The following is a 25,232-nucleotide window of genomic DNA, read 5'->3' as shown; positions in this document are numbered from 1 at the left end:
ATGGCAAAAGAAATTTTATTGGTTGCAGAAGCGGTTTCAAATGAAAAAGATGTGTCAAAAGAGAAGATTTTTGAGGCACTTGAATCTGCGCTTGCACACGCAACTAAAAAGAAATATGAAGGCGATATCGATGTTCGCGTAAGTATCAATCGTCAAACCGGCGAATTTGATACCTATCGTCGTTGGTTAGTAGTTGACGACAGTGAACAGCCGCTTGAGCATCCATATCGCGAAATTAGTTTAGCGGCAGCTCAGTATGAAGACGAGTCTGTAAACGCTGGCGACTATGTTGAAGAGCAAATCGAATCGATTGAATTTGACCGCATTACAACGCAGACCGCGAAGCAAGTTATCGTGCAAAAAGTACGTGAAGCTGAGCGCGCCAAAGTTGTTGAAGAATATCAAGATCAAGTCGGTGAGCTAGTGAGCGGCATTGTCAAACGTGCAACGCGTGAGCACGTTATTCTTGATTTAGGTAACAACGCCGAAGCGATTATTTATCGTGAAGAATTATTACCGCGTGAATCATTCCGCGCTGGCGACCGTGTTCGCGGTCTTCTTTACGACGTACGCCCAGAAGCACGTGGTGCACAATTATTCGTAAGCCGCACACATCCAGATTTTTTGGTTGAATTGTTCCGCATCGAAGTACCGGAAATCGGCGAAGAGATGATTGAAATTCGCGGTGCCGCGCGTGACCCAGGTTCACGAGCCAAAATTGCAGTGAAAAGTAATGATCGTCGCATCGATCCAGTCGGCGCTTGTGTTGGTATGCGTGGTGCACGTGTACAAGCCGTATCGGGTGAACTCGGTGGTGAACGTGTCGATATCGTGTTGTGGGATGATAACCCAGCGCAATTCGTTATTAATGCAATGGCGCCGGCAGAAGTTGCGTCGATTGTCGTTGACGAAGAAGCGCACACCATGGATATCGCGGTTGAAGAAGGTAACTTGGCACAGGCAATTGGTAAAGCCGGTCAGAACGTACGCTTGGCAAGCCAGTTAACTGGTTGGCAATTAAATGTCATGTCAGTGGATGAATTCACCGAGAAGAACCGAGCTGAAGCGCAGAAAGTTCTCGACTTGTTTACGTCAAAACTTGATATCGACGAAGACTTTGCTTCAGTACTCGTCGATGAAGGCTTTTCAACGCTTGAAGAAATCGCATACGTACCAGTTGACGAATTACTCGACATTGAAGGTATGGATGAAGATATCGTTGAAGAGCTGCGTACACGTGCGAAAGCGGTGTTAACAACACAAGCGCTGAAGAACGAAGAGTCGTTAGAAAGTGCTGAGCCGGACGAAACATTATTGAACCTAGAAGGCTTAGATCGTCATTTGGCCTATGTGTTCGCAAGCCGTGGCATCATCACTTTAGAAGACCTTGCAGAGCAAGGTATCGATGATTTAGCCGGAATTGATGAGTTGACCGAAGAACGAGCAGGCGAGCTGATTATGCAAGCACGCAACATTTGCTGGTTCGGTAACGAAGAATAAGATCAACGGGGGTACTATAGACTATGGAAGAAGTAACGCTGGATAAACTAGCTAAAGACGTCGGTACGACAGTTGATCGTTTGGTGCAACAGTTTGCGGAAGCAGGCATGAAAAAGCAGCCAGGCGACCGTGTCAATGAAGATGAAAAGCAGGCCCTGTTAGCCCATTTAAATAAGGCGCATGGTGGTAGTGGTCCGAGTGAGCCTGCCAAAATGACGTTGAAGCGCAAAGAAAAAAGCACACTGAGTATTGGTGGCGGCCCAGGTCGCAGCAAGTCAGTGCAGGTTGAAGTGCGTAAAAAGCGTACTTACGTGAAGCGTTCTGCGCTTGAAGAACAGCAAAAAGCTGATCAAGAAAAAGCCGAACAAGAACGCTTAGCGGCAGAAGCCAAGCGCAAAGAAGAAGAAGCGAAAGCGGCAGCTGAAGCGAAGGCAAAAGCTGATGCGAAAGCGGCCGAAGAGAAAGCGAAGCAAGAAGCGGCCCGCAAAGAAAAAGAGAAAGCGAAGGCAAAAGCTGAAGCTGAAAAACGCGCAGCAATGACGCCAGAAGAGCGCCAGAAGGCGGACGAGGCGAAGGCTGAAGCGGAACGTTTACGCAAAGCGCAAGAAGAAGAAGCGCGCAAAAAAGCGGAAGCAGAAGCTGCACGTCAGGCTGAAGAAGCTCGCCGCTTAGCAGAAGAAAACGAAGCGCGTTGGCAAGAAGAAGAAGCCAAACGTAAGCAAGCTGAGCAGGAAGAAGTGCACTTCACGACTTCGCAAACTGCGCAAGCAGCAGAAGATGAGCAGGATGAAGGCGAAGAACGCCGTGCTCGTCGCAACAAAACCAAACGTCGTGGTAAAGACGACGAGCGTGACGAAGCGCCTCGCCGTGAGAAACGTCGTAAAGGTTCAAAACGTTCATCGTTGCAGCACGGCTTTAACAAGCCTGCAGCACCTGTTGAACGTGAAGTGAAACTAGGTGAAACCATTACTGTTGGTGAGTTAGCGAACCGTATGGCGGTGAAGGCTAGCGAAGTGATCAAAACCATGATGAAAATGGGTGAAATGGTCACGATTAACCAAGTGCTTGATCAAGAAACTGCCTCGTTGGTAGTTGAAGAGATGGGGCACAAAGTGGTGTTGGTTAGTGAAAATGCGCTTGAGCAAGAGATTCTGGCGGATCGTGATGAAGCTGAGAACCAGCAACAAGTTTCTCGTGCGCCAGTAGTAACCGTTATGGGTCACGTTGACCATGGTAAAACCTCGTTACTCGACTACATTCGTAAAGCGAAAGTCGCCAGTGGCGAAGCGGGTGGTATTACTCAGCATATCGGTGCGTACCACGTTGAAACCGGCCATGGCATGATTACCTTCCTCGATACACCAGGCCACGCTGCGTTTACGTCAATGCGTGCACGTGGTGCGAGTGCAACGGATATCGTTATCTTGGTTGTTGCTGCAGATGATGGCGTGATGCCACAAACATTGGAAGCGATTCAGCACGCGAAAGCGGCAGGCGTACCAATTGTTGTTGCAATCAACAAAATGGATAAGCCAGAAGCAGATCCAGATCGTGTGAAGAACGAACTAGCACAACGCGATGTTATCCCAGAAGAATGGGGTGGTGATGTGATGTTCGTACCGGTATCTGCGCATAGCGGTGACGGTATTGAGCAATTGCTTGAGTCGGTCTTGTTGCAAGCTGAGGTACTTGATCTAAAAGCCAATGCCAGCGGCATGGCAAAAGGTATCGTGATTGAATCACGTCTCGATAAAGGGCGTGGTCCAGTTGCTTCAGTCTTGGTTCAAGAAGGTACTTTACGCCAAGGCGATATCGTTCTTTGTGGTCTTGAATATGGTCGTATTCGCGCGATGCGCGATGAGAACGGTAAAGACATTAAAGAAGCTGGGCCTTCAATTCCTGTGGAAATTCTCGGTTTATCGGGTGTTCCGCAAGCGGGCGATGAAGCAACCGCTGTAAAAGATGAGCGTAAAGCGCGTGAAGTTGCCAACTATCGTCAAGGCAAATATCGTGAAATTAAGCTAGCGAAGCAGCAAAAAGCGAAGCTAGAAAATATGTTTGCGAATATGGCTGAAGGCGACGTGAAAGAATTGAACGTTGTATTGAAGTCTGATGTTCAAGGTTCGTTGGAAGCGATTGCTGACTCATTGGTGAAGTTATCTACTGATGAAGTGAAAGTGAATATTATTGGTAGCGGCGTTGGCGGTATTACCGAAACTGACGCATCGTTGGCAAGTGCTTCGAACGCTATCGTTGTCGGCTTTAACGTCCGTGCTGATGCATCAGCTAAACGTGTCATTGAACAAGAAGCGGTTGATTTACGCTACTACAGCGTTATCTACGACCTGATTGATGAAGTGAAGGCGGCAATGGGCGGTATGCTCGCACCAGAATTCAAACAACAAATCATCGGCTTGGCAGAAGTTCGTGACGTGTTTAAGTCACCGAAGATTGGCGCTATTGCCGGTTGTATGGTTACTGAAGGTGTCGTCAAACGTTCAGCTCCAATTCGTGTTCTTCGTGATAACGTTGTTATCTTTGAAGGCGAGCTTGATTCGTTGCGTCGTTTTAAAGACGACGTACAAGAAGTTCGTAATGGCATGGAATGTGGTATCGGCGTGAAGAACTACAACGATGTGAAAGTCGGTGACCAAATCGAAGTATTTGAAACGATTCAAGTAGAGCGGAGCCTATAAACCAATATGGCAAAAGATTTTAGCCGTACTGATCGCGTGGGGCAGCAATATCAACGAGAAATCGCGATGATATTGCAGCGCGAAATCAAAGACCCACGCGTATCAATGGTCACTGTGTCGGATATTGAAGTGTCACGAGATCTTGCATATGCAAAAGTTTTCGTGACCTTCTTTAACGACGATGAAGCTTATGTCAAAACAGCACTTAAAGTGCTGAATGAGGCATCTGGCTTTATCCGTTCATTGCTGGGCAAGCGCGTACGCGCTCGTATCACGCCAGAATTACGCTTTGTACACGACCCGTCGTTGAACGAAGGTATTCGTATGTCACGTCTGGTTGATGAAGCCATTAGACGTGATTCAAAGCGTAGCGATAAAACTGATGACAGCAGTGATACTCAATCGGATTCAAGCGGAGACGAATAAATGGGACGACGTAAATCGGGCCGCAATGTCAGCGGCGTGATTTTGTTAGATAAGCCCCGTGATATCACATCAAACGCCGCACTCCAGCAAGTGCGGCGTTTTTTTAATGCCAATAAGGCGGGTCATACGGGCGCTTTAGATCCGTTAGCAACTGGGCTGTTACCACTGTGTTTTGGTGAGGCAACAAAGGTATCTCATTTTGCCCTAGAGGCAGATAAAACCTATCGGGTTGTCGCACAGTTAGGTGCGAGAACAACCACCAGCGACGCCGAGGGGGATATTGCTTGGGAATGCGAATCAGCGGCGCTAGCAACCTTGTCGCAGACGCGAATCAATCAAGCAATTGACCATTTCATCGGCAGCCAAGAACAATCGCCATCGATGTATTCGGCGCTAAAATATGAAGGCCGTCCGCTGTATTGGTATGCGCGTCAAGGTATTGAAGTGCCTAGAAAAACGAGGCAAATCACCATTCATGCGATAAATTTTATTGATTGGTCAGAGCAACAATTAACGTTGGAAGTGACGTGTTCGAAAGGCACTTATATTCGAACGTTAATTGACGACATGGGGCAATATCTAGGCTGCGGGGCATACGTACAAGAATTGCATCGCAGTTGGATAGAAGGCGTTGAGGGGCCGCTATTGAGCTTAAGTGAATTGGCCGAAGTTGCAGACCAGTGCAACCCCGAGGCCGGTGACTACGCCGCTTTGGACGCCTTATTACAGCCAAACGACTGTGTCATTCGACAAATTCAGGCGGTTTCAATTGATGCCGAAAATGTAGCGCGTTTTCAAAGTGGTAATCCAGCGCGAGCTGCGCTGGATGCTGCTGATAGCGCTGAGCCATGGCGAGTTTTTCGATCGGATAGCGGTGAATTTATTGGTATTGGCATTTGGCAAAATGGCGTGCTCGCACCAAAGCGCGTACTGAATCTATAAAACTGAGTTTACCCGCTGTTAGCATTGCGTTTGCGAGCGTTCATGCGTATAATCCACAGCGATTTCGTCGGTGCTGAATTAGTGATTGGCACTGACATTCTTAAACAATCAGGAGTAATATATGTCACTAACTGCGGCACAAAAAGCGGAAATCGTTAAAGAATACGGTCAAGGCGAAAACGACACTGGTTCTCCAGAAGTTCAAGTTGCTTTGTTAACTGCAAACATTAACGAGCTGCAAAGCCACTTTAAAGAACACGCAAAAGATCACCACTCACGTCGTGGTCTGTTACGTATGGTAAGCCAACGTCGTAAGTTGTTGGACTACTTAAAGCGTAAAAACAATCAGCGCTATGCAAGCCTGATTGAGCGACTCGGTTTACGTCGCTAAGCACTGTTCGAGCAAAGGGGCCTGTTGTGGCCCCTTTTTCGTTTAATGAAAAACTAAAGCGATATTGGATATTAGATATTGGATATTAGAAAAGCGAGCCGGCATTTAGCGAGTATCTAATATCTAGTAGCTAATAGCGCTTTAGAATTTAGAGAGAAAGAAGAAAGGAAAATAACACGTGAATCCGATTACAAAGAAATTTAAGTATGGTCAGCATACAGTCACATTAGAAACTGGCGCGATGGCGCGTCAAGCAACAGCAGCAGTACTTGCAAGCATGGACGACACCACCGTATTGGTGACCGTTGTCGCAAAAAAAGACGCTAAAGAAGGTCAAGATTTCTTCCCATTAACCGTGAACTACCAAGAGCGTACTTACGCAGCTGGTAAAATACCTGGTGGCTTTTTCAAGCGTGAAGGCCGTCCTTCAGAAAACGAAACGTTGACCTCACGTTTAATCGACCGTCCAATTCGTCCGTTATTCCCTGAAGGTTTTAACAACGAAGTACAAGTGATTGCCACCGTGGTATCGGTTAATCCACAAATCAATCCTGATATTGTTGCGTTGATTGGTACTTCTGCGGCGTTGGCTATCTCTGGTGTTCCATTTGCTGGCCCAATTGGTGCAGCACGCGTTGGTGTAATCAACGACGAATATGTATTGAACCCAACCATGGACGAACTCGCTACTTCGAAACTTGATTTAGTTGTTGCTGGTACGTCAAGCGCAGTATTGATGGTTGAATCAGAAGCTCAGTTGCTGTCTGAAGACGCCATGTTAGGCGCGGTAGTTTATGGTCACGATCAAATGCAATCAGTGATCAATGCGATTAACGAATTTGCAGCTGAAGCTGGTAAAGAGAAGTGGGACTGGCAAGCTCCTGCGACTAACGATTCTTTATTGAACAAAATCAAAGAATTGGCTGAGCAAGGTATCGGCGATGCTTACCGCATCACTGAGAAGGCCAAGCGTTACGAACAAATCGCTGCGCTAAAGGCTGAAATCACTGAGAAATTAGTTGCCGAAGACGAAACTTTGGATGCGAAAGAAATTGGTGACTTATTCCATTCATTGGAAAGTAAAGTGGTACGTAGCCGTATCATCGCCGGTGAAAAGCGTATCGATGGCCGTGAACCAGATATGGTGCGTGCATTGCATATCGCTACTGGCGTGTTACCGCGTACGCACGGTTCTGCGGTATTTACTCGTGGCGAAACCCAAGCGTTGGTCACTGCTACCTTAGGTACTGAGCGTGATGCGCAGATGATTGACGACCTAACTGGTCGCACTGATAGCCGTTTCATGTTGCACTACAACTTCCCTCCATACTGTGTGGGCGAAACCGGCATGGTAGGTTCACCGAAGCGTCGTGAAATTGGTCACGGTCGTTTGGCGAAACGTGGTGTGCAAGCGGTCATGCCATCACAAGAAGAATTCCCGTACACCATTCGTGTGGTGTCAGAAATCACTGAATCAAACGGTTCAAGCTCGATGGCATCAGTTTGTGGTGCATCATTAGCGTTGATGGATGCTGGTGTTCCAATTAAATCGTCAGTTGCTGGTATCGCCATGGGCTTGGTCAAAGAAGGCGACAACTTTGTTGTGTTGTCTGACATCTTGGGTGATGAAGACCACTTGGGCGACATGGACTTTAAAGTAGCGGGTAGCACAGAAGGTGTCACAGCGCTTCAGATGGATATCAAGATTGACGGTATCACACGTGAAATCATGGAAATTGCATTGGCTCAAGCAAAAGCCGCGCGTTTGCACATTTTGAACGTGATGGATGATGCGATTTCTGGTGCTCGTACTGAATTATCAAGCTACGCGCCACGCTACACCACAATCAAAATTAATCCAGATAAGATTCGTGACGTTATCGGTAAGGGCGGTGCAGTTATCCGTGAATTAACCGAGAGCACAAATACCAACATCGAAATCAATGATGACGGTACCGTACGTATCGCAGCAACTGACCAAGAATCAGCAGATGCAGCGATTGCGCGTATTGAAGAATTGACAGCTGAAGTTGAAGTGGGCCGAATCTACCAAGGTAAAGTTGCACGTATCGTTGATTTCGGTGCGTTCGTCACGATTCTACCTGGCAAAGATGGCTTGGTGCACATTTCACAAATCGCTGAAGAGCGTGTGAACGACGTGAACGAGTATTTGAAAGTTGGTGATGTTGTACCAGTAAAAGTACTCGAAATTGACCGCCAAGGCCGTGTGCGTTTGAGCATGAAAGATGCTGCTGATAAGCCGGCTGAAGCGCCTGCACAAGATGCGGCTGAAGAGTCTTCAAACGACGAATAAGTTACTTCGTAATCAAAAGCTGAAAAGCTGTGTTCGGGGAGCCGGACACAGCTTTTTTATTGGGCTTTCTTAACATTGAATTTTCGTTTTTTTAGGCAATCTACGTTATGATGCTGTTAGAAGCTTTTCAACAAGGTAGTGATTCATGAAAATTCGTATCGGGCTTGTCATTTTTCTGATGATGTTTTTAAGTGCGTGTGCACAAACAGGAAAATCATCAGACAACGCATTGACTAATTTATTTGTGGTGACGCCACAAGAAGCGGATGCCCGTTACCAGTTAGAGATTGCGAAATTGAATGAAATTGTCGCCCGCGATCTGGAACTGCCGGAAGAAAGTCGCGCAGAATTATTGTATCGTCGCGGTTCGTTATACGATGCACTTGGATTGGTCACGTTGGCACGGATCGATTTTAACCACGCTTTAGAGTACAACCCGCGCTTAGCAGATGCCTACAATTACCTCGGGATTCATTACACGCAATTAGAAGAATTTGGCTATGCCTATGAGATGTTTGACGGGGTTTTAGAACTTGAGCCTGAACATCCTTATGCAATCCTCAACCGCGGTGTAAACGCTTATTACGACGAACGCATTGACCTCGCCATTAGTGACTTCCGTGACTATTTTGAAGCGCAACCGACAGACCCATATCGCGTCATTTGGCTATTTTTAGCGGAAGTGGAAGACGATGCGACCGCTGCCAGATTGAACTTAGCAAAGCGTCGTGTTGAGTATGGCAATACTGAATGGGGCTGGAGTCTAGTCGACTTAATGCTCGGCGCCATTGATGAGCAAACGTTTTTGAACGGCTTTGCGGTACGTGATTTAAAGCCAGATGAAACACTCGCGGAGCGCATGTGCGAAACCTATTTCTATCTGGGCAAGCTACAGCAACTCAACGGTGATTTCTCGGCCGCATCGGTGTATTTTCGACTGGCCATGAGTACCAATGTGTTTATGTTCTTAGAATACCGCTATGCAGGCTTAGAGCTGCAACGCAGCAAACAAGCATTAGAAACCAATGCAACGAATGGATAACGGCGTAACGCTGTGAAGACAATGTTTACCAGCGTGATGGCACTTGTACTGAGTCATGCCAGTAACGCGAGTAATTTACACGAGGCAGCAGCGTATGGTATTGCGCCGCTGCCGTCGCTCCAGAATCAACAGTGTGGCGTTGTTGAGCCGGTAACGCTTTATTTGCCACAGACGCAAAAACGACAGGTGTTAGAACAACTTTCACAGTGGCATCAACACCCTCTGGCGCAGTTTGTGAATTGCTTTTCGATACAAACCTATCATGCAGAACAATTGCAGTGCGACATTGTCGGTAGTCGCGCACGCATGGATTGTCGGTGGCAACAAACACAAACAATTGACATGAACCAGCGTCGTATTGTCTTTGTTCGAGCCGGTGATGGCATAGCGAGCAGCACGGCTAATCAAATCATACTTCCCATTAATGCGTCACTATCTCTATTTGCGCATGAAATAGGCCATTGGCTTGGCTTGGCTGATGAATACGCCATGGCACCTGAGCTTGCTGAAGGTTTTTGTGTGGGGCGTTATAACCATGCCAGTTTCAACGTGGTGGTTACCGACAACACGGTTATGTCTGGGCGCGAATTAAAGCAACTTTGGCGACGGTTACCATGGCGTCACGCGGTGGCGGATTGGCGTCAATTGGCAACGCAGATCAATGATGAACAGTGGCGTTTGGGAAGTGCGGCAGAGTCGGTGGGCTTGCATCCAGTAGCGACCTGTAACGCAGTTGCTGGAAAGTTTGCTTGGCGCCCGCTGATTGCGATGACGCCAATGCAATATCACGATATTAATGAATGGCCTGAGCTCTATCTCGAGCTTATTGCGCACCCACGGTAATTGCTGTTTGTGCAATCATCAGTACCGGGCAAAGTAGAGCAAAAAGCCACACCAAACTGCGCAGTTTGTCCCAGTTCGCGAGATAAAACACATGGTATGCCACACGAAAACCAATAAAGCTAATGGCAAGCGTGGTATTGAGTGCAGTGATTTGTTCGGTAACCAACACTAACAAAATCGCTGCTGCATACAATGGAAAAGCTTCAAAGGCATTGTAATGACCAGCAACTGCACGCGCCCCAGCGCCGGTTAAGCGGCTCTGTTGGGCACGAGGATGACGGTTGTCATAGCCTTTATCGCGATTTTGAAAGTAAACCACGGGGGCTTTCGCTGCAATGGGCAGCAACCCCGCAATTAATAAGCACCAAATGAGCGTACTCATTTTACTTCCTTACCGGCTGCTTGCATGTCCGCATGATAGGAAGAGCGTACAAGTGGCCCCGAGGCAATATGGGTAAAGCCCATTTTTTCACCTTCTTCGCGGAACATATCAAACTCGGCAGGGGTGACATAGCGAGTCACCGGAAGGTGATGGCGGCTCGGTTGCAGATATTGACCTATCGTCAGCATATCCACGTTATGAGCACGCAAATCGCGCATAACTTCTAAGATTTCTTCATTGGTTTCACCCAGACCGACCATTAAGCCAGACTTAGTCCGCACATCAGAGCGCGCTTCTTTGTAACGCTTCAATAAATCGAGCGACCACTGGTAGTTCGCTCCAGGGCGCGCCGCCTTATACATGCGTGGCACCGTTTCTAGATTGTGGTTGAATACATCAGGTGCTTCATCTGCGAGTATTTCAAGCGCAACGTCCATACGACCGCGGAAATCGGGCACTAACACTTCGACTTGGATACCTGGGCTTTGCTCACGAATTTCTCGAATACAATCAGCGAAGTGCTGAGCACCACCATCGCGCAAATCATCACGATCGACCGATGTAACCACGACGTATTTCACTTTCATATCACGAATGGTTGCACCTAATTTCACTGCTTCTTCAGGATCAACAGGCAAAGGGCGGCCGTGTGCAACGTCACAGAATGGGCAGCGACGGGTGCAAATAGCACCTAAAATCATAAACGTCGCAGTTCCGTGGTTAAAACACTCGGCGAGGTTTGGGCACGAGGCTTCTTCACAAACGGAGTGTAAGCCGTGCTTACGCATCGCTTGTTTGATTTCGTCAATTCGTTGAGTAGACGCGGGTAACTTAACCTTTAACCACTCAGGCTTGCGCAACATTTGGTCGCGCTCAGTAGGGACAATTTTCACCGGAATCAACGCCATTTTGTCGGCGTCGCGTAATTTAACTCCAGGTTCAACTCTAACTGGCTTTGACATAATCTTTCGCGAATCCTGTTTCTTCTATCGTGTGTTCATAACCCAATAATCGAGCAAAAATTTGGGTTACATGCAGGGCCGCTTCGTTGACACTTTGCGGACCATTCAGATCTTTACTTTGCACCATTTGCATACCGGCGTAGCCACATGGATTAATACGCAAAAATGGTTCCAAATCCATATCGACGTTCAAGGCTAAGCCATGAAATGAGCAACCTTTACGTATACGCAAACCGAGCGAACAAAGTTTTGCACCATTGACATAAACGCCTGGGGCATCAGGACGTGCAGCGGCTTCCACGCCATACTCTGCCATCATTGCCACAATGGCATCTTCAATCGCATTAACTAACTGGCGAACGCCCATCTTACGCCGGCGAATATCGAGCAGAAAGTAAACCACCAGCTGTCCAGGACCGTGATAAGTGACTTGACCGCCTCGGTCTACCTTCACAATCGGGATGTTGCCCGGTGCCAGAATATGCTCTTCTTTGCCTGCTTGGCCTTGGGTGAAAACAGGGTCGTGCTCTAACACCCACAGCTCATCGGTGGTATTTTCGTCACGTTCATCAGTAAACTTTTGCATAGCGGCCCAAATCGGCTCGTATGGTTGTCGACCTAAACTTCGAATAACTAATTTAGAGGACATAACGAACTTCTTCGATATCCGCTAACGCACGATACAGCGTCTCAATGTGCTGTTGGCTTGTGACTTGAACTTTGATTGATACAGAATGGTAATTACCTTTGCTACTCGGTTTTACCGTTGGTAGGTAATCACCTGGTGCATGTTGCTGGGCAACCGCAACTACCGAATCTGGAAGCTCGGGTACAGCAAGTCCCATCACTTTAAAGGTAAAGTGACACGGAAATTCTACCAACTCATCAAAGCGTGTTTTTTGCATGCTTTACTCCTGAATGAGATGTCGTTTGCTGGCGTGAAACGCTTCAGCTATCTGTGCAGTTATTGCACCGCACTGACCATTGCCGACAATTATATCATCAATTTGTCCAACCGGCTGTACTTCGCGGCTTGAGCTTGTCAGGAATACCTCATCAACGTGTTGCAATTCATTGACATTCATTGGTTCTTCATGCACTTCGATAGCTAAACTTTTCGCCAGTTGTATCACCCATGTGCGGGTGATCCCCGCCAAAATCAAGTGGTCAGCAGGCGGTGTATATAAATGGCCGTTTTTGACCATAAAATAATTGCATGAAGCGCCTTCGGTAATACGCCCATGACGATGCAATAATGGCTCAAATGCACCTAATTTAGCGGCCTCGCGTTTTAGCATGATATTACCGAGCAAACTAATACTTTTGATATCACAACGCTGCCACCGAATATCCTCTAAAACTGCAACTTTCACAGGAATTGGTGTATCCCAATGAACGTGTAACGAAGACATGCTGGCATAAATCGTGGGTGATAAAGGCTGCGTCGGCAGATGGCTACGTTGGCTATCGGCGCCAAAAGTCAGCTGAATGTACACCAAACCATTGTCATAGTTATTGCGATCAATCAATTCATCAACCAACTGGTACCAATAGTTAGCCTCAATAAACGTGATACCAATAGCTTCAGCTGAGCGTTGTAGGCGTTGAATATGTAATTCGAGTAAGAAAGGTCGGCGTTGGTAAACCGGAATAACTTCGTATACGCCGTCTGCAAACAAAAAGCCTCGGTCAAAAACCGAGACTTTTGCGTCTTCACTGGTGATCCAGTCACCGTTTAAATAGATTATGTCAGCCACATTGACTACCTAGCAGGGGGATATTAACTCTCGCCTTCACCACTAAACTTCTGCTCAGCCCAATCCATTAAGCGTTTGAAGATACCGCCTTGTTCAACGGCATTTAGCGTCACTAATGGATAGCTTGCGATATCTTCGCCTTCTAACTGCAGGTAAACCGTACCCACTTGTGTACCTTTAGCAATCGGTGCTTCTAAAGTTTGGTTTAGTTCAAAGTTCGCTTTTAGATTATTGCGCTGTCCGCGTGGTAGCGTGATGACGACTGGTTCAGTGACACCGAGTTGAACCGTGTCTTGCTCACCCCCCCAAATACGGTGATCGACAAAACTCTCACCTGCTTGATACGCAGTAACTGTTTCGTAATAGCGGAAGCCGTAGTTCAGCAGCTTTTTGCTCTCAACTTTACGAGCTTGTTCGCTAGCTGTTCCCATAACGACAGCAATTAAACGAGTGTCGCCTTCGGTTGCAGAAGAAACCAGGCTGTAGCCAGCTTCATTGGTGTGGCCCGTTTTAATACCATCGACATTCATGCTGCGATCCCACAACAAAGAGTTGCGGTTATATTGTTTGATATTGTTATAAGTGAATGATTTTTCAGCATATAACGAGTATTCTTCAGGTACATCACGGATCAAGGCGCGGGCAAGCGTAGCCATGTCACGCGGTGAGCTGTACTGATTTGGATCAGGAAGTCCGTGACTGTTGGCAAAGCTCGAACTACTCATGCCTAATTCTGCGGCATAGGTGTTCATTAAATCAGCAAATGCATCTTCGCTACCAGCAATGTGTTCAGCCATAGCAACACAAGCATCGTTGCCGGAGGAAATCACAATACCGCGATTGAGATCAGCGACCGATACTTGCTTACCAACCTCGATGAACATTTTTGAGGACTCTGGGAAGTTTTTCGCCCACGCATTGTTACTGATGGTTACCATATCATCGTTACTGATTCGTCCCGCTTGTAACTCTCGACCGATGATATAGCTCGTCATCATTTTGGTTAAACTAGCAGGCGCTAACGCTTCATCGGCATTTTCTGAGGTAATGACGTACCCGGTAGTGTAATCAATCAGGATATACCCTTTGGCGTTGACTGATGGTGCCGGGGGAACAATTGCTGCTTGGGCAACAGCAGTAAAGGCTACTGCGGTAATGGCAATTGTACGAAAAAAATGACGAAGTACACGACGCATGTTAACTCTTCTCTTTTTTATTTCTGGATGAAAAGGGCGCTGAATATAGCATAAAAATGCCCGCAATAGCAGTATATGGCAGGGCCGATACGACGTTGCGCTGCAATGCTACCGACAAACGCTAAGATTACGGAACCGCAACGCGAAATGCGTCGGGATACCCAGCTTTCCTTAGCTGTTCAAGTAACTGATTGGTTTGTGGTTCAGCCAATGGACCTAAAACTACTCGGTATAGACCATTATTTGGCTGAGTAGTTGCAGGAACTTGGTATAAATTCTGTAATCGGCTGGCTTCTGCCCGTAATCGTTCGGTATCACTGCCAGCATGAACTTGAATATAAAATTGCTCAATCGACTCGGCTTCTAAAGGTGGCGTGACTGCCAGCACTTCATTACCTGAACTAGGTTGCAAAGCTTCAATTTTAACGCGGGCCGTACCAGATTTGAGCATATCGAGTTTGTATGCGGCGACATAGGAAAGATCGATAATACGGTTACCATGAAATGGCCCGCGGTCATTCACTCGAACCACCACGCTTTTTTCATTATCTAAATTGGTTACGCGCACATAGGTTGGCAGTGGCAATGTTTTATGTGCGGCACTCATCGCATACATATCGTAAGTTTCGCCATTCGATGTGAGGTGACCATGAAACTTTTCACCGTACCATGATGCCACGCCTTCCTGACTGAAATCGGACACATCATCCAAAATATGCCAAGTATTACCGAATAACGAATAGGTTCGATTACCCTGACGACTCGGCGGCTCAAAAGAGGGTTCAGGCTCAACCAACTCGTCGGCGGTGGGTAACCGCGACGGAATAGAGTCATATTTTTGACTATAGCGAGAGTTTGTTGATGATGAACTTGAACATGCACTCAACAAAACTATCAACACTGCTATTGTTAGTAACCGAATAACGATCATCATGAATTAGCGCGCTTGTTTTAATTGTTGACTAAGTTGGTACACAGCCATGGCATACAGCGGACTATGATTGTATCGAGTAATCACATAAAAGTTGTGATATCCCAACCAATACTCGTGACCGTCAGCTAATTCGAATTCGAATACTTTAGCCAAAGCCTCGTCCGTGCTTGTGCCCATTTGGTTTAATTCTAGACCGTTTTGCTTCAATTCTGCAACTGATGTATCTGGTTTTAATCCTTTACTGACAAGCTTTGCGTGGGTGTCTGTCGCGGTTAATTTGGTTGCCACAGGGGCATGAGCTTGCCAACCGTGCTCGGCAAAGTAGTTGGCGACACTGCCGATTGCGTCGGTGATATTTCCAAGCAGATCGCGGACGTTATCGCCGTCAAAATCAACCGCGTAATGACGATATGACGATGAAATAAACTGGCCGTAACCCATTGCGCCAGCGTAAGAACCCATTAGCTCTCGCGCTGGGAGAGATTCCTCGCGTGTAAGTAACATATATTGTTCAAGTTCTGAGCGGAAAAACTTAGCACGGGGCGGGTAGTGGAAGCCGAGCGTATAAAGCGCATCAAGTACGCTATATTTACCACGGTATTCACCATAAAAGGTTTCGACACCAATAATGGCGACGATTATCTCAGCGGGCACTCCAAATTCTTGCTCTGCACGGGCAAGCGTTTGTTCATGTTCTTGCCAGAATTTTAATCCTGCTTGTAGGCGTTTTTCGGTAAGGAAAATTGGGTAGTATTGATACCAAGGTTTGGCTTCCCAGGGTCTCGCAATCGCCTCAAGAATAGTTTCATTACGGGTAGCCTGAGCCAATAGTGACTCAACTTCAGTTGCGGTAAAACCGTGTTTGGTAACCATTTGCTCAACAAACTGCTGACGCTGTTGTTGATAATCTGTGGACGCGAATGCCAATTGGCTGGTTAAGCTTAGCGCGCCGCAAACGGCAATGACACATGCTTTACTCAAGTTACCCATACTTGTTATTCCTTGTTGTGTTAATCATGCATAACTAAACGTTGGTTCGTTGCAACTGCCATCAGTAAACCAAACCCAGCGAGCAAAGTCACCATTGAGGTGCCACCGTAACTGATGAGAGGTAAGGGTACACCAACCACAGGCAATAAACCGGAAACCATGCCGATATTTACAAGAACATAAACAAAAAAAGTTAGGGTGAGGCTACCGGCGAGTAATTTCTGATAAACCTTTTGCGCACGCATGGCGATAATCAGACCACGAACAATGACAAAGCCGTATAGAATGAACAGGCCAATCACACCCACGAGGCCGAACTCCTCACTAAATACGGAAAAGATAAAATCGGTATGGCGCTCTGGTAAAAACTCGAGTTGTGATTGTGTACCTTGAAGCCAGCCTTTGCCCTCAACACCACCGGAACCAATCGCAATTTTGGATTGAATGATTTGATAACCAGAGCCCAGCGGATCGCGTTCGGGATCAAGAAATGTCAATACTCGCTGGCGTTGATAGCCATGCATTAAAAAGAACCACAACACCGGAATAAAAGCGCCAATAGCTGCCGCAAAAAAGGTGATTAAACGCCAGCTGATACCCGATAGAAATAAGACAAAAATACCTGAGCTTGCAATAAGGATTGATGTCCCTAAATCAGGCTGTTTTGCGATCATCAAAGTGGGAACCATGAGCAACATAAATGCGGCAGCTAATCGACGTTTAGTCGGTGGAATCCCGTGTTCAGCAAGAAACCACGCAATCGTCATCGGTACGGCTAGCTTCATGATTTCAGACGGTTGAATGGTGACCACACCAAGGTTCAACCATCGTTGTGCTCCTTTACTGGATTCACCAAATAACAATACGCCCAGCAACAGCACAACACCGATAGCAAACAGTGGCAACGAAAAACGTTCAATAGCACCGAGAGGAATTTGTGCAATCACCAGCATTGCGGTGAATGCTAGGCCGATACGAATGAGCTGGCGTTCTGTCATGGCAAGATCTTGCCCGCTTGCGGAATAAACGGTGATTAAGCTAAGCACCGCTAGCGCCAGTAGGCCAAGAAATAGCGGACCATCAATGTGGAAACGCTGCAGCCACTTATTCTTTTGTTGATTGCTGCGCATAACGCTGTTCCTGTTCAAAGTAGAAATCAAGTAACCTTCTTGCCATTGGGGCTGCAACACTACCACCGCCACCAATCGTATTTTCTACGGCAATAACAACGACTAACTCAGGGTTTTCAGCCGGAGCATGGCCAACATACATCGCATTATCACGATAACGTTCATCAATTTCTTCGGCGTTGTATTCTTCTTCCTGACCAATGCTACGCACTTGAGCCGTTCCTGTTTTACCGCCGCTGGTATAGGTTGCATCTTTGAATGCACGATGCGCGGTGCCTTTAATCGAACTCACAGTTAAATTGAGCGCCTGTAATACGACATCCCAATTTTTGGGATTTTTCAAGGTAACAGGTTCGCGCATTTCAACCACAGCCGGCAAGACAACTTCACCTTCTTGAATGGCATGCAATAACCGCGGTACGGGTCTTTCGCCGCGGTTGACGATAACTGAAGTTCCCACGGCTAATTGCATTGGTGTGGTGGTCCAGTAGCTTTGACCAATACCAATCGAAACGGTTTCACCTGCATACCACGGCTGATTGAAACGAGCCCGCTTCCAGCCTCGTGATGGCATGACAGCTGCTGATTCTTCGGCGATATCGATTCCAGTGCGTGCACCAAAACCATAGCGAACCATGCCATCGTGAATGGTATCAATGCCCATTTTTAACGCTAAATCGTAATAGAACGTATCGCAACTTTCGACAATCGCATCGGTGACATTGACCCAGCCATGGCCCCAGGCTAACCAGTCACGATAGCGATGGTCAACGCCTTCTATTTGGAACCAACCAGGATCCCAAACTTTGGTGGTTGGGGTGATAATACCTTCTTCGAGACCCAACACGGCAAGTTGTGGTTTGACCGTTGAAGCGGGTGGATAGCCGCCTTGTGTTGAACGATTTAATAAAGGAGAGTGGCGAGAATTTAACAGGCTCTGGTATTGTGCGTAAGAAATGCCTTGGGCAAACCAGTTCGGATCGTAACTTGGCTTACTCACCATGGCTCGAATTGCGCCATCGCGAGGATCCATCAAGATGATCGATCCACGCTCGTCCCCGAGTAGTTCGTATGCAAATTGCTGCAGTTCAATGTCTAATTCAAGGTGAAGATCTTGGCCTGGTATAGGTGGCTCAACCGAGAGGGTACGGATATTGCGGCCGTGGATATCCACTTCAACTTGTTGATATCCGATGGTGCCATGGAGCAGCTCTTCATAATATCTTTCAATACCAAGTTTACCGATGACCCGTGTGGCGGCGTAATTTGCCTGTTTGTCCTCTTCGCGTAACTTGTTTAAATCATTGCGGTTAATTTTAGCGACGTAGCCAAGCGCATGAGTAATTGCTTCGCCATAGGGGTAATGCCGAACCAGCCGCGCTTCAATGCTAACGCCTGGAAATTCGTGTTGGCGCACAGCAAAGCGCGCCGCCTGTTGTTCGGTTAAACCGTCAAGCAAAATGATCTGATTAAAGCGGCGTTCACGACGCCGGTTCTCGTGAAACTCAGCGATGGTCTCATCGTCGATGGCGAGCAGTTGTTGCAGTTGAGTAAGTGTTTGTTCTAAGTCTTGAACTTTTTCTGGCGTTACTTCAAGACTCATTACCGGCTGGTTTTCTGCCAGAATACGCCCTCGACGATCATAAATTAGGCCACGGTTTGGCGCTAATGGAACAACCTTAATACGATTATCATTGGAGCGAGTTTGGAAACTTTGATGATCAACGACCTGCAGTCGATACATGTTGGTGAACAATACACCAAAGGCAATCACAACAATAAGCAGACTAACAAAAACGCGACGCCCGAAAAGCGCAGATTCAGCATGATGATCTCGAATGGTGACGCGTTTATGCTTCATATTACTCGCGATGATATGGATGGTTAGCGGTAACACTCCAAGCGCGGTACAGACTTTCAGCAATCAGTACACGTACGAGAGGGTGAGGTAAAGTTAATGCTGACAATGACCAACGCTCATCAGCTGCTGCAATGCATTCGGGAGCGAGTCCTTCTGGCCCACCAACCAACAAGCTAACATCACGGCCATCCATGAGCCAAGTTTCGAGCCGCTGTGCAAGCTGAGGTGTCGTCCAGCTTTTGCCGGTTACTTCTAGGGTGACAATGCGATCGCTCTTGCCAACAGCAGCCAGCATCGCTTCACCCTCTTGACGCAAAATTCGCGCGATATCAGCATTTTTACCACGTTTTCCAGCGTTAATCTCGATGAGTTCAAGTTGGCAATCAGCTGGAAAACGTTTGGCGTAGGTTTGATAACCTGTGCTGACCCAATCAGGCATTTTCTGCCCAACAGCAATCAGCCGAATACGCATTACTTTCGCCCCCAGAGTTTTTCGAGCTCATAGAAGTCGCGAATAGATTCTTGCATGATATGCACAACCACATCGCCGAGATCGACCAGAACCCATTCTGAATGTTCATGACCTTCGATACCGAGTGGTGCAACACCATGATGTTTGGCTTCAGTTGCTACATAGTTGGCAATACTACGAACATGCGTTTTTGAGTTGCCTGAACAGATGATCATATATTCTGCAACGTCGGTTTGATCATGAACATCAAGTACTTTAATGTCACGGCCTTTCAGGTCTTCAACTTTGTCGACAACAAAGTCGCGTAATTGTTCTGCTTGCAAGAGATCCACGCTCCAATAATTCGGCTAATAAAATAATGTCATAAAACGGGCGTAGTTTACCACGAAGCAATGGTAAAAATCAGCTAACGATAGAGTTGATGTGTTTGGATATAGTTAGCAACTGTCGTGGGTACAAGATGAGCCCAAGCTTGCTCAGTTTGAATCGCATTGCGGATGGCTGTAGCCGAGATATCAAATGCGGGCGTTTCGGCGAGGTAAACGTAACCATTTGGCTGGTCACGCAACTGTTCAGGGTGTTTTGTTTCAACCGCGGCTAACCATTGTTGTAAGGTGTCACTGAAGATATTGTGCGAATGCGGGCGACGCATGACCACGATATGCGCATGGTCGAGTAAATGTTGCCATTGGTACCAGCTTTCAAGCCCAGCAAACGCATCTTCGCCAACAATAAATACTAAGGTGTCGTGCGGCCAGCGTTGATGAAATTGGCTCAAGGTTAACTGGGTGTAAGATTTACGCGGTTGCAATAATTCCCAATTGTCGGCAATACAGTTAGGTAGCTCTTGCGCGGCCAGCTTTGCCATAGCAAGCCGTTGTTCGGCGCTGGCGCCCGGATAACTGCGATGTGGCGGTTGCGCGCTGGGTAACAGGATGAGTTGGTCGCAGGCAATGAGCTCACAGACGTGCTTGACTGCGTTTAAATGACCCCAATGAATTGGATCAAAGGTACCGCCTAATATTGCCCGCATCATTGTGGTAACCGACTCACGGCATCCGGCTGGCAGTAAAGAGTAACAAGATGCGTCGCCAGCGTACCGTAATCTTCACCAGAGTCGCGTTTAAATGCATACTCAAGTCGTGTCAATAATTCAGCAGCTTTACTGATAGCCGGAGCTGTCATACGTTGACAAAAGTTTCGATAGGAGCCTTCTTGATTACGCCAAACGCCATTCTTACGGCAAGCATCAGCAAAGTTATCGGCTTGCTGCAAGGTGCATACGAGTTGCCATTCACGTTGTAGCATCCAATTTAAAATAGCTTCTTCAACATCGTCTTCTAACAAGCGAGCGAGGCGATGCAGGGCGTTATTTAGGTCAGCATGCAGGATGGCTTCTTGCAGGGCAAAAACATTAAATCGGCTCTGGTCTTGAGCGGCTTGCTGAATCGAATCGGCAGATATCGGTTGCGGTAAATCGCTTAGTGCGAGCTTTTGTAATTCTTGATCCAGAGCAAGCAAATTTCCTTCAAACCAACTCGTCAACAGTTGTGTTGCCTCTGCATTGAGTTGTAACCGATATCGCTGTGCGCGTTGCTGAATAAAGCGGGGTAAACTGGCACGATCAGGACTGTTAGCACTCACCACGGGCCCAGCCGAGACTAAGTCTTGATACCATTTTGATTTGAGCTGCTCTTGCTTTAATTTGGGGCCGATGATGATCAGAATCTGATCTTCAAGTGGGGCTTGAGCATACTGTCTTAAAGCATCGGCGCCATCACGTCCAGGCTTGCCTTCCGGTAGTTCTAGCTCAACAAGCTTTTTACTTGAAAATAAGCTGAAACTTGCACTCTGGTCTCTTAGCAAACGCCAATCAAACTGGCTGTCTTGTAAGTGCCGTTCACGTTCGTCGATACCCTGTTGGCGCGCAATTTTACGTAATTGTTGAAGTGCGTCATCGATTAATAATGGAGCATCACCGAACACACAAATAACCGCAGGCAGTCCCGATTGGGAGAACTGGTCTTGCAATTGTGTTGGGGTGAGCTGCATTATCGATTACTCCGTGAGGTAGGCAATCGTTTGGCGCAACAGTAAGCGCGCTGCTTCTTCGCGCATTTCCTGAACCAGTACCTCTCGTTCACGTGTTTTTGCCAAGGCAAAGTTCGGGTCATCTTGGTAGTCGCGATAGACTTCAACTTGTTGTTGCGCGGAAACTTCGCCTTGTTCAATCAACTGGTAATAGACTGTATAAATCATTTCATATTCGGCGACTTGCCCTGACTGCGATAACGACAAGGTGCGTCGATCGAGAGTGTCGTCTAGCACTTCAATAATGAGGCTGTTTTGTTGCGTGCCATCAAGTTTTGCACCAGCAAGATTCAAACGGCGCTCAAGCACTTGCTGAAATTCGCTAAAGGCGGGTGCTTGTACACTGACTGTTTGCATCGCCGGTGGCAACTGATAGTCATCGCGTAATTGAAAACCACAGCCGGTTAGGGCTGTGGCTAAGGCTATTACGGTTAACTTCAGAATCAGCTGTCGCATAGTCGGTAACCTATGTTAGTTCGCTACGATATTAAAAAGCTTACCTGGCACGTAAATTTGCTTACGAATGGTTTTACCATCAATAAACTTTTGTACGTTTTCATCAGCGAGCGCCACAGCGGTCACTTGATCTTGGTTTGCATCAGCGGAAACAGTAATTTTACTGCGCACTTTGCCATTTACTTGAACCACGACGAGCACCGATGTTTCAACTAGTGCGGCTTCGTCGAATTGCGGCCAAGCGGCAAAGTTGACGTCGTCTTGGTGCCCAAGTGCTTGCCACAGCGCTTCGCTCAGATGTGGGGTTACCGGTGCCAACATAAGTACCACTGCATCAAGTGCTTCAGCCATAATGCCACGATCAAGTTCGGTGGCTAATGGTGCTTTTTGCAGGCGATTTAATAACTCCATGATGGCAGCGATAGCCGTATTGAAGTTTTGGCGACGCCCCATATCATCAGTAACTTTCGCAATGGTACGGTGCACTTCGCGGCGTAGTTCTTGTTGAGCGTCGGATAATTCGCTCCAATTCTGACTGCGAGACTGTTCTGCAACCTCAACAAAGTCAGCCACTAAACGCCACACGCGACGTAAGAAACGTTGTGCACCTTCAACACCTGAGTCAGCCCACTCCAAAGTGGCTTCTGGTGGCGCTGCGAACATCATGAATAAACGCACGGTATCAGCGCCGTATTTATCAATCATGACTTGTGGGTCGATACCGTTATTCTTGGATTTCGACATTTTGGTCATGCCGCCATGTTGCACGGGCTGGCCATCAGTGGTCAGAATCGCTTGGGTAATACGACCCTTTTCGTCACGAATAATTTCAACATCAAGCGGCGAGTACCAAGTGATTTTGCCCGAGGCATCTTCGCGGTAGTAGCTATCTGCCAACACCATACCTTGGGTCAGCAGGCGCTTAAACGGCTCGTCTGAACTAACCAAGCCGGTGTCACGCAATAACTTGTGGAAGAAGCGTGCATACAATAAATGTAAGATGGCATGCTCGATACCACCGATATACTGATCAACAGGTAGCCAATAGTTTGCTTGCTCAGGGTTGAGCATGCCGTCATGGAAATTGGCGCTACAATAGCGAGCGTAATACCACGACGACTCCATAAAGGTATCGAAAGTATCGGTTTCATGCTCGGCTGGCGCACCGTTATAGGTTGTTTTACGCCAGTTTTCATCGGCCTTGATTGGCGAGGTTGTGCCATCCATCACGACATCTTCTGGTAGACGCACAGGTAACTGATCCGCCGGTACTGGAACCGACTCACCGTTAGGCAAGTTCAGCATCGGAATTGGCGTGCCCCAATAGCGTTGACGTGAAACGCCCCAATCGCGTAGACGATAATTAACCTGACGACGACCGATGTTGCGCTGTTCTAGGTGCGCAGCAATCGCGTCAAAGGCTTCGTCACTACTCAGACCGTCATACTCGCCGGAGTTAATGGTAGTACCTTTGGTTGTAATCGCTCCGGTAGCGATATCTTCATCGCCAGATGCTGGATCAATGACAACTTGAATCGGTAGATCATAAGCTGTCGCGAATTCCCAGTCGCGTTGGTCGTGAGCAGGTACCGCCATCACTGCGCCTGAGCCGTAATCCATCAAGACAAAGTTGGCAACCCACACCGGAATCTGCTCGCCGGTCATTGGGTGCACTGCACGAACACCGGTATCCATGCCTTTCTTATCAATGGTTGCCAGTTCAGCTTCCGCCATCTTGGTATTTTTGATGGTTTCAATAAATGCCGCTAATTCAGGATTGTTTGCGGCAGCTTCTTGCGCAAGTGGATGCTGTGCTGCGACCGCCATATACGTCACGCCATAAAGCGTATCCGGACGCGTCGTATAAACGGTTAACTGACGCTCGCTATTGGCAATTGAAAAGTCAATTTCGACGCCTTCAGATCGACCAATCCAATTGCGTTGCATGGTTTTGACCTGCTCAGGCCAGCCTTCTAGCTGGTCCAAATCCGTCAACAACTCTTCAGCGTAATCGGTGATTTTAATGAACCACTGCGGAATTTCTTTTTGCTCAACAATAGCGCCTGAACGCCAGCCGCGACCGTCGATAACCTGTTCGTTAGCCAATACCGTCTGGTCAATTGGGTCCCAGTTCACGGTCGCATTTTTTTTGTAAACCAAACCTTTTTCAAATAGTTTCGTGAAAAACCACTGCTCCCAGCGATAATACTCTGGGGTACAGGTTGCAAGTTCACGTGACCAATCGTAACCAAAGCCAAGCGACTTTAATTGGTTACGCATGTAGTCGATGTTTTGATAAGTCCATTTAGCCGGTGCAGTTTTATTTTGGATAGCTGCGTTTTCTGCTGGCAAGCCAAAAGCATCCCAACCCATCGGTTGTAATACGTTTTTACCTTGCATACGTTGATAGCGGGCAACGACATCACCAAGCGTGTAGTTACGCACGTGGCCCATGTGTAATTTGCCACTAGGGTATGGAAACATCGACAAGCAATAAAACTTTTCTTTGTTTTCATCTTCGGTAACGTTAAATACTTGGTCACGTTCCCAACGTTGCTGAACTTGCGGTTCTACAACGGCTGGATCATATTGTTCCGCTATGTTTTTTGACATCTGACTATCCATTCAACTGCTAAATAATTGATTAAAGGGCGTACCACATCATCAGCATAACGACGACACCAAAGACACCAAAGAAGGCGTATTCAAGGCGTTCGCGCTGCTGGGCGTCACGGTTTTCGTTACGGTGAAAAGCAAACATGCCCAAACTAGTCACACCAAGTGAACCAGCACCAACTAAAACGGCAAATAACAAAGCGGCAATAATATTTTCCATGGCGATTCTCC

25 protein-coding genes are annotated in these 25,232 nt (G+C 47.3%); 8 read left to right on the top strand and 17 right to left on the bottom strand.

What is annotated here, in order from left to right; translation table 11 throughout:
- From nusA to BM292_RS04490, 8 genes are all read left to right on the top strand, one after another.
- The gene (gene nusA, locus BM292_RS04525; RefSeq protein ID WP_092855691.1) at positions 1 to 1,500 is read left to right on the top strand and encodes a transcription termination factor NusA; all 1,500 of its coding nucleotides are present in this window, start codon (positions 1 to 3) and stop codon (positions 1,498 to 1,500) included.
- A gap of 23 nt (positions 1,501 to 1,523) precedes the next feature.
- Positions 1,524 to 4,196 (top strand): translation initiation factor IF-2, encoded by a 2,673-nt coding sequence (infB, locus tag BM292_RS04520; RefSeq protein ID WP_092855689.1) that lies wholly within the window; start codon positions 1,524 to 1,526, stop codon positions 4,194 to 4,196.
- Between the two features lie 6 nt (positions 4,197 to 4,202).
- On the top strand, positions 4,203 to 4,622 hold the full coding sequence (gene rbfA / locus BM292_RS04515; protein WP_092855687.1) for a 30S ribosome-binding factor RbfA: 420 nt from the start codon (positions 4,203 to 4,205) through the stop codon (positions 4,620 to 4,622).
- The gene (gene truB / locus BM292_RS04510) at positions 4,623 to 5,564 is read left to right on the top strand and encodes a tRNA pseudouridine(55) synthase TruB (protein ID WP_092855685.1); all 942 of its coding nucleotides are present in this window, start codon (positions 4,623 to 4,625) and stop codon (positions 5,562 to 5,564) included.
- 121 nt (positions 5,565 to 5,685) lie between these two features.
- Positions 5,686 to 5,955 (top strand): 30S ribosomal protein S15, encoded by a 270-nt coding sequence (gene rpsO, locus BM292_RS04505; protein ID WP_092855684.1) that lies wholly within the window; start codon positions 5,686 to 5,688, stop codon positions 5,953 to 5,955.
- 178 nt (positions 5,956 to 6,133) lie between these two features.
- Positions 6,134 to 8,269: a polyribonucleotide nucleotidyltransferase gene (pnp, locus tag BM292_RS04500; RefSeq protein WP_092855683.1), complete on the top strand. Its 2,136-nt coding sequence runs from the start codon at positions 6,134 to 6,136 to the stop codon at positions 8,267 to 8,269.
- A gap of 145 nt (positions 8,270 to 8,414) precedes the next feature.
- Entirely contained in the window at positions 8,415 to 9,311 is an 897-nt protein-coding gene (nlpI, locus tag BM292_RS04495) for a lipoprotein NlpI (protein WP_092855682.1), read from the top strand.
- A 12-nt stretch (positions 9,312 to 9,323) separates the two neighbouring features.
- A complete protein-coding gene (locus BM292_RS04490; protein WP_143434064.1) occupies positions 9,324 to 10,154 on the top strand; it encodes a hypothetical protein in 831 nt (276 codons plus the stop codon).
- Here the strand turns inward: BM292_RS04490 and BM292_RS04485 are convergent.
- From BM292_RS04485 to BM292_RS04405, 17 genes are all read right to left on the bottom strand, one after another.
- On the bottom strand, positions 10,135 to 10,536 hold the full coding sequence (locus BM292_RS04485) for an MAPEG family protein (protein ID WP_092855679.1): 402 nt from the start codon (positions 10,534 to 10,536) through the stop codon (positions 10,135 to 10,137). The two genes, BM292_RS04490 and BM292_RS04485, sit on opposite strands and share 20 nt — an antisense overlap.
- The gene (gene lipA / locus BM292_RS04480; RefSeq protein WP_092855677.1) at positions 10,533 to 11,498 is read right to left on the bottom strand and encodes a lipoyl synthase; all 966 of its coding nucleotides are present in this window, start codon (positions 11,496 to 11,498) and stop codon (positions 10,533 to 10,535) included. Before lipA ends, BM292_RS04485 begins: the two co-directional genes overlap by 4 nt.
- Entirely contained in the window at positions 11,482 to 12,147 is a 666-nt protein-coding gene (gene lipB / locus BM292_RS04475) for a lipoyl(octanoyl) transferase LipB (protein WP_092855675.1), read from the bottom strand. Before lipB ends, lipA begins: the two co-directional genes overlap by 17 nt.
- The gene (gene ybeD / locus BM292_RS04470) at positions 12,137 to 12,403 is read right to left on the bottom strand and encodes a DUF493 family protein YbeD (RefSeq protein WP_092855673.1); all 267 of its coding nucleotides are present in this window, start codon (positions 12,401 to 12,403) and stop codon (positions 12,137 to 12,139) included. The genes lipB and ybeD overlap by 11 nt, the downstream gene beginning before the upstream one ends.
- A 3-nt stretch (positions 12,404 to 12,406) precedes the next feature.
- Positions 12,407 to 13,255 (bottom strand): aminotransferase class IV, encoded by an 849-nt coding sequence (locus BM292_RS04465; RefSeq protein ID WP_092855671.1) that lies wholly within the window; start codon positions 13,253 to 13,255, stop codon positions 12,407 to 12,409.
- Positions 13,256 to 13,278: 23 nt separating this feature from the next.
- Complete coding sequence (locus tag BM292_RS04460) at positions 13,279 to 14,451, bottom strand: D-alanyl-D-alanine carboxypeptidase family protein (RefSeq protein ID WP_092855669.1); 1,173 nt, start codon at positions 14,449 to 14,451, stop codon at positions 13,279 to 13,281.
- Between the two features lie 127 nt (positions 14,452 to 14,578).
- The gene (locus BM292_RS04455) at positions 14,579 to 15,385 is read right to left on the bottom strand and encodes a septal ring lytic transglycosylase RlpA family protein (protein WP_092855667.1); all 807 of its coding nucleotides are present in this window, start codon (positions 15,383 to 15,385) and stop codon (positions 14,579 to 14,581) included.
- Positions 15,386 to 15,388: 3 nt separating this feature from the next.
- A complete protein-coding gene (mltB, locus tag BM292_RS04450) occupies positions 15,389 to 16,375 on the bottom strand; it encodes a lytic murein transglycosylase B (protein ID WP_092855664.1) in 987 nt (328 codons plus the stop codon).
- A gap of 20 nt (positions 16,376 to 16,395) precedes the next feature.
- Complete coding sequence (gene rodA, locus BM292_RS04445; RefSeq protein WP_092855662.1) at positions 16,396 to 17,505, bottom strand: rod shape-determining protein RodA; 1,110 nt, start codon at positions 17,503 to 17,505, stop codon at positions 16,396 to 16,398.
- A complete protein-coding gene (mrdA, locus tag BM292_RS04440; protein WP_092855660.1) occupies positions 17,480 to 19,366 on the bottom strand; it encodes a penicillin-binding protein 2 in 1,887 nt (628 codons plus the stop codon). The genes rodA and mrdA overlap by 26 nt, the downstream gene beginning before the upstream one ends.
- A 1-nt stretch (position 19,367) precedes the next feature.
- Positions 19,368 to 19,838, bottom strand: coding sequence for a 23S rRNA (pseudouridine(1915)-N(3))-methyltransferase RlmH (gene rlmH / locus BM292_RS04435; RefSeq protein ID WP_092855658.1), 471 nt, complete (start codon positions 19,836 to 19,838; stop codon positions 19,368 to 19,370).
- A complete protein-coding gene (gene rsfS / locus BM292_RS04430; RefSeq protein ID WP_092856909.1) occupies positions 19,838 to 20,161 on the bottom strand; it encodes a ribosome silencing factor in 324 nt (107 codons plus the stop codon). Before rsfS ends, rlmH begins: the two co-directional genes overlap by 1 nt.
- An 83-nt stretch (positions 20,162 to 20,244) precedes the next feature.
- A complete protein-coding gene (nadD, locus tag BM292_RS04425; protein ID WP_092855656.1) occupies positions 20,245 to 20,874 on the bottom strand; it encodes a nicotinate-nucleotide adenylyltransferase in 630 nt (209 codons plus the stop codon).
- Positions 20,871 to 21,890, bottom strand: coding sequence for a DNA polymerase III subunit delta (gene holA / locus BM292_RS04420; protein ID WP_092855654.1), 1,020 nt, complete (start codon positions 21,888 to 21,890; stop codon positions 20,871 to 20,873). The genes nadD and holA overlap by 4 nt, the downstream gene beginning before the upstream one ends.
- Positions 21,891 to 21,896: 6 nt before the next feature.
- Positions 21,897 to 22,385, bottom strand: a complete 489-nt coding sequence (locus BM292_RS04415) for an LPS-assembly lipoprotein LptE (protein ID WP_092855652.1) — start codon at positions 22,383 to 22,385, stop codon at positions 21,897 to 21,899.
- A gap of 15 nt (positions 22,386 to 22,400) precedes the next feature.
- Positions 22,401 to 24,998, bottom strand: a complete 2,598-nt coding sequence (leuS, locus tag BM292_RS04410) for a leucine--tRNA ligase (RefSeq protein WP_425439078.1) — start codon at positions 24,996 to 24,998, stop codon at positions 22,401 to 22,403.
- A gap of 31 nt (positions 24,999 to 25,029) precedes the next feature.
- Positions 25,030 to 25,221, bottom strand: a complete 192-nt coding sequence (locus tag BM292_RS04405; RefSeq protein WP_092855651.1) for a hypothetical protein — start codon at positions 25,219 to 25,221, stop codon at positions 25,030 to 25,032.
- Between the last annotated feature and the right edge of the window lie 11 nt (positions 25,222 to 25,232).

The organism is Pseudidiomarina tainanensis, from assembly GCF_900115255.1.
In the GTDB taxonomy this organism is placed as follows: Bacteria; Pseudomonadota; Gammaproteobacteria; order Enterobacterales; family Alteromonadaceae; genus Pseudidiomarina; species Pseudidiomarina tainanensis.
Note: the sequence above shows the minus strand (reverse complement) of the source record. Positions and strands in the feature narration are given on the sequence as shown.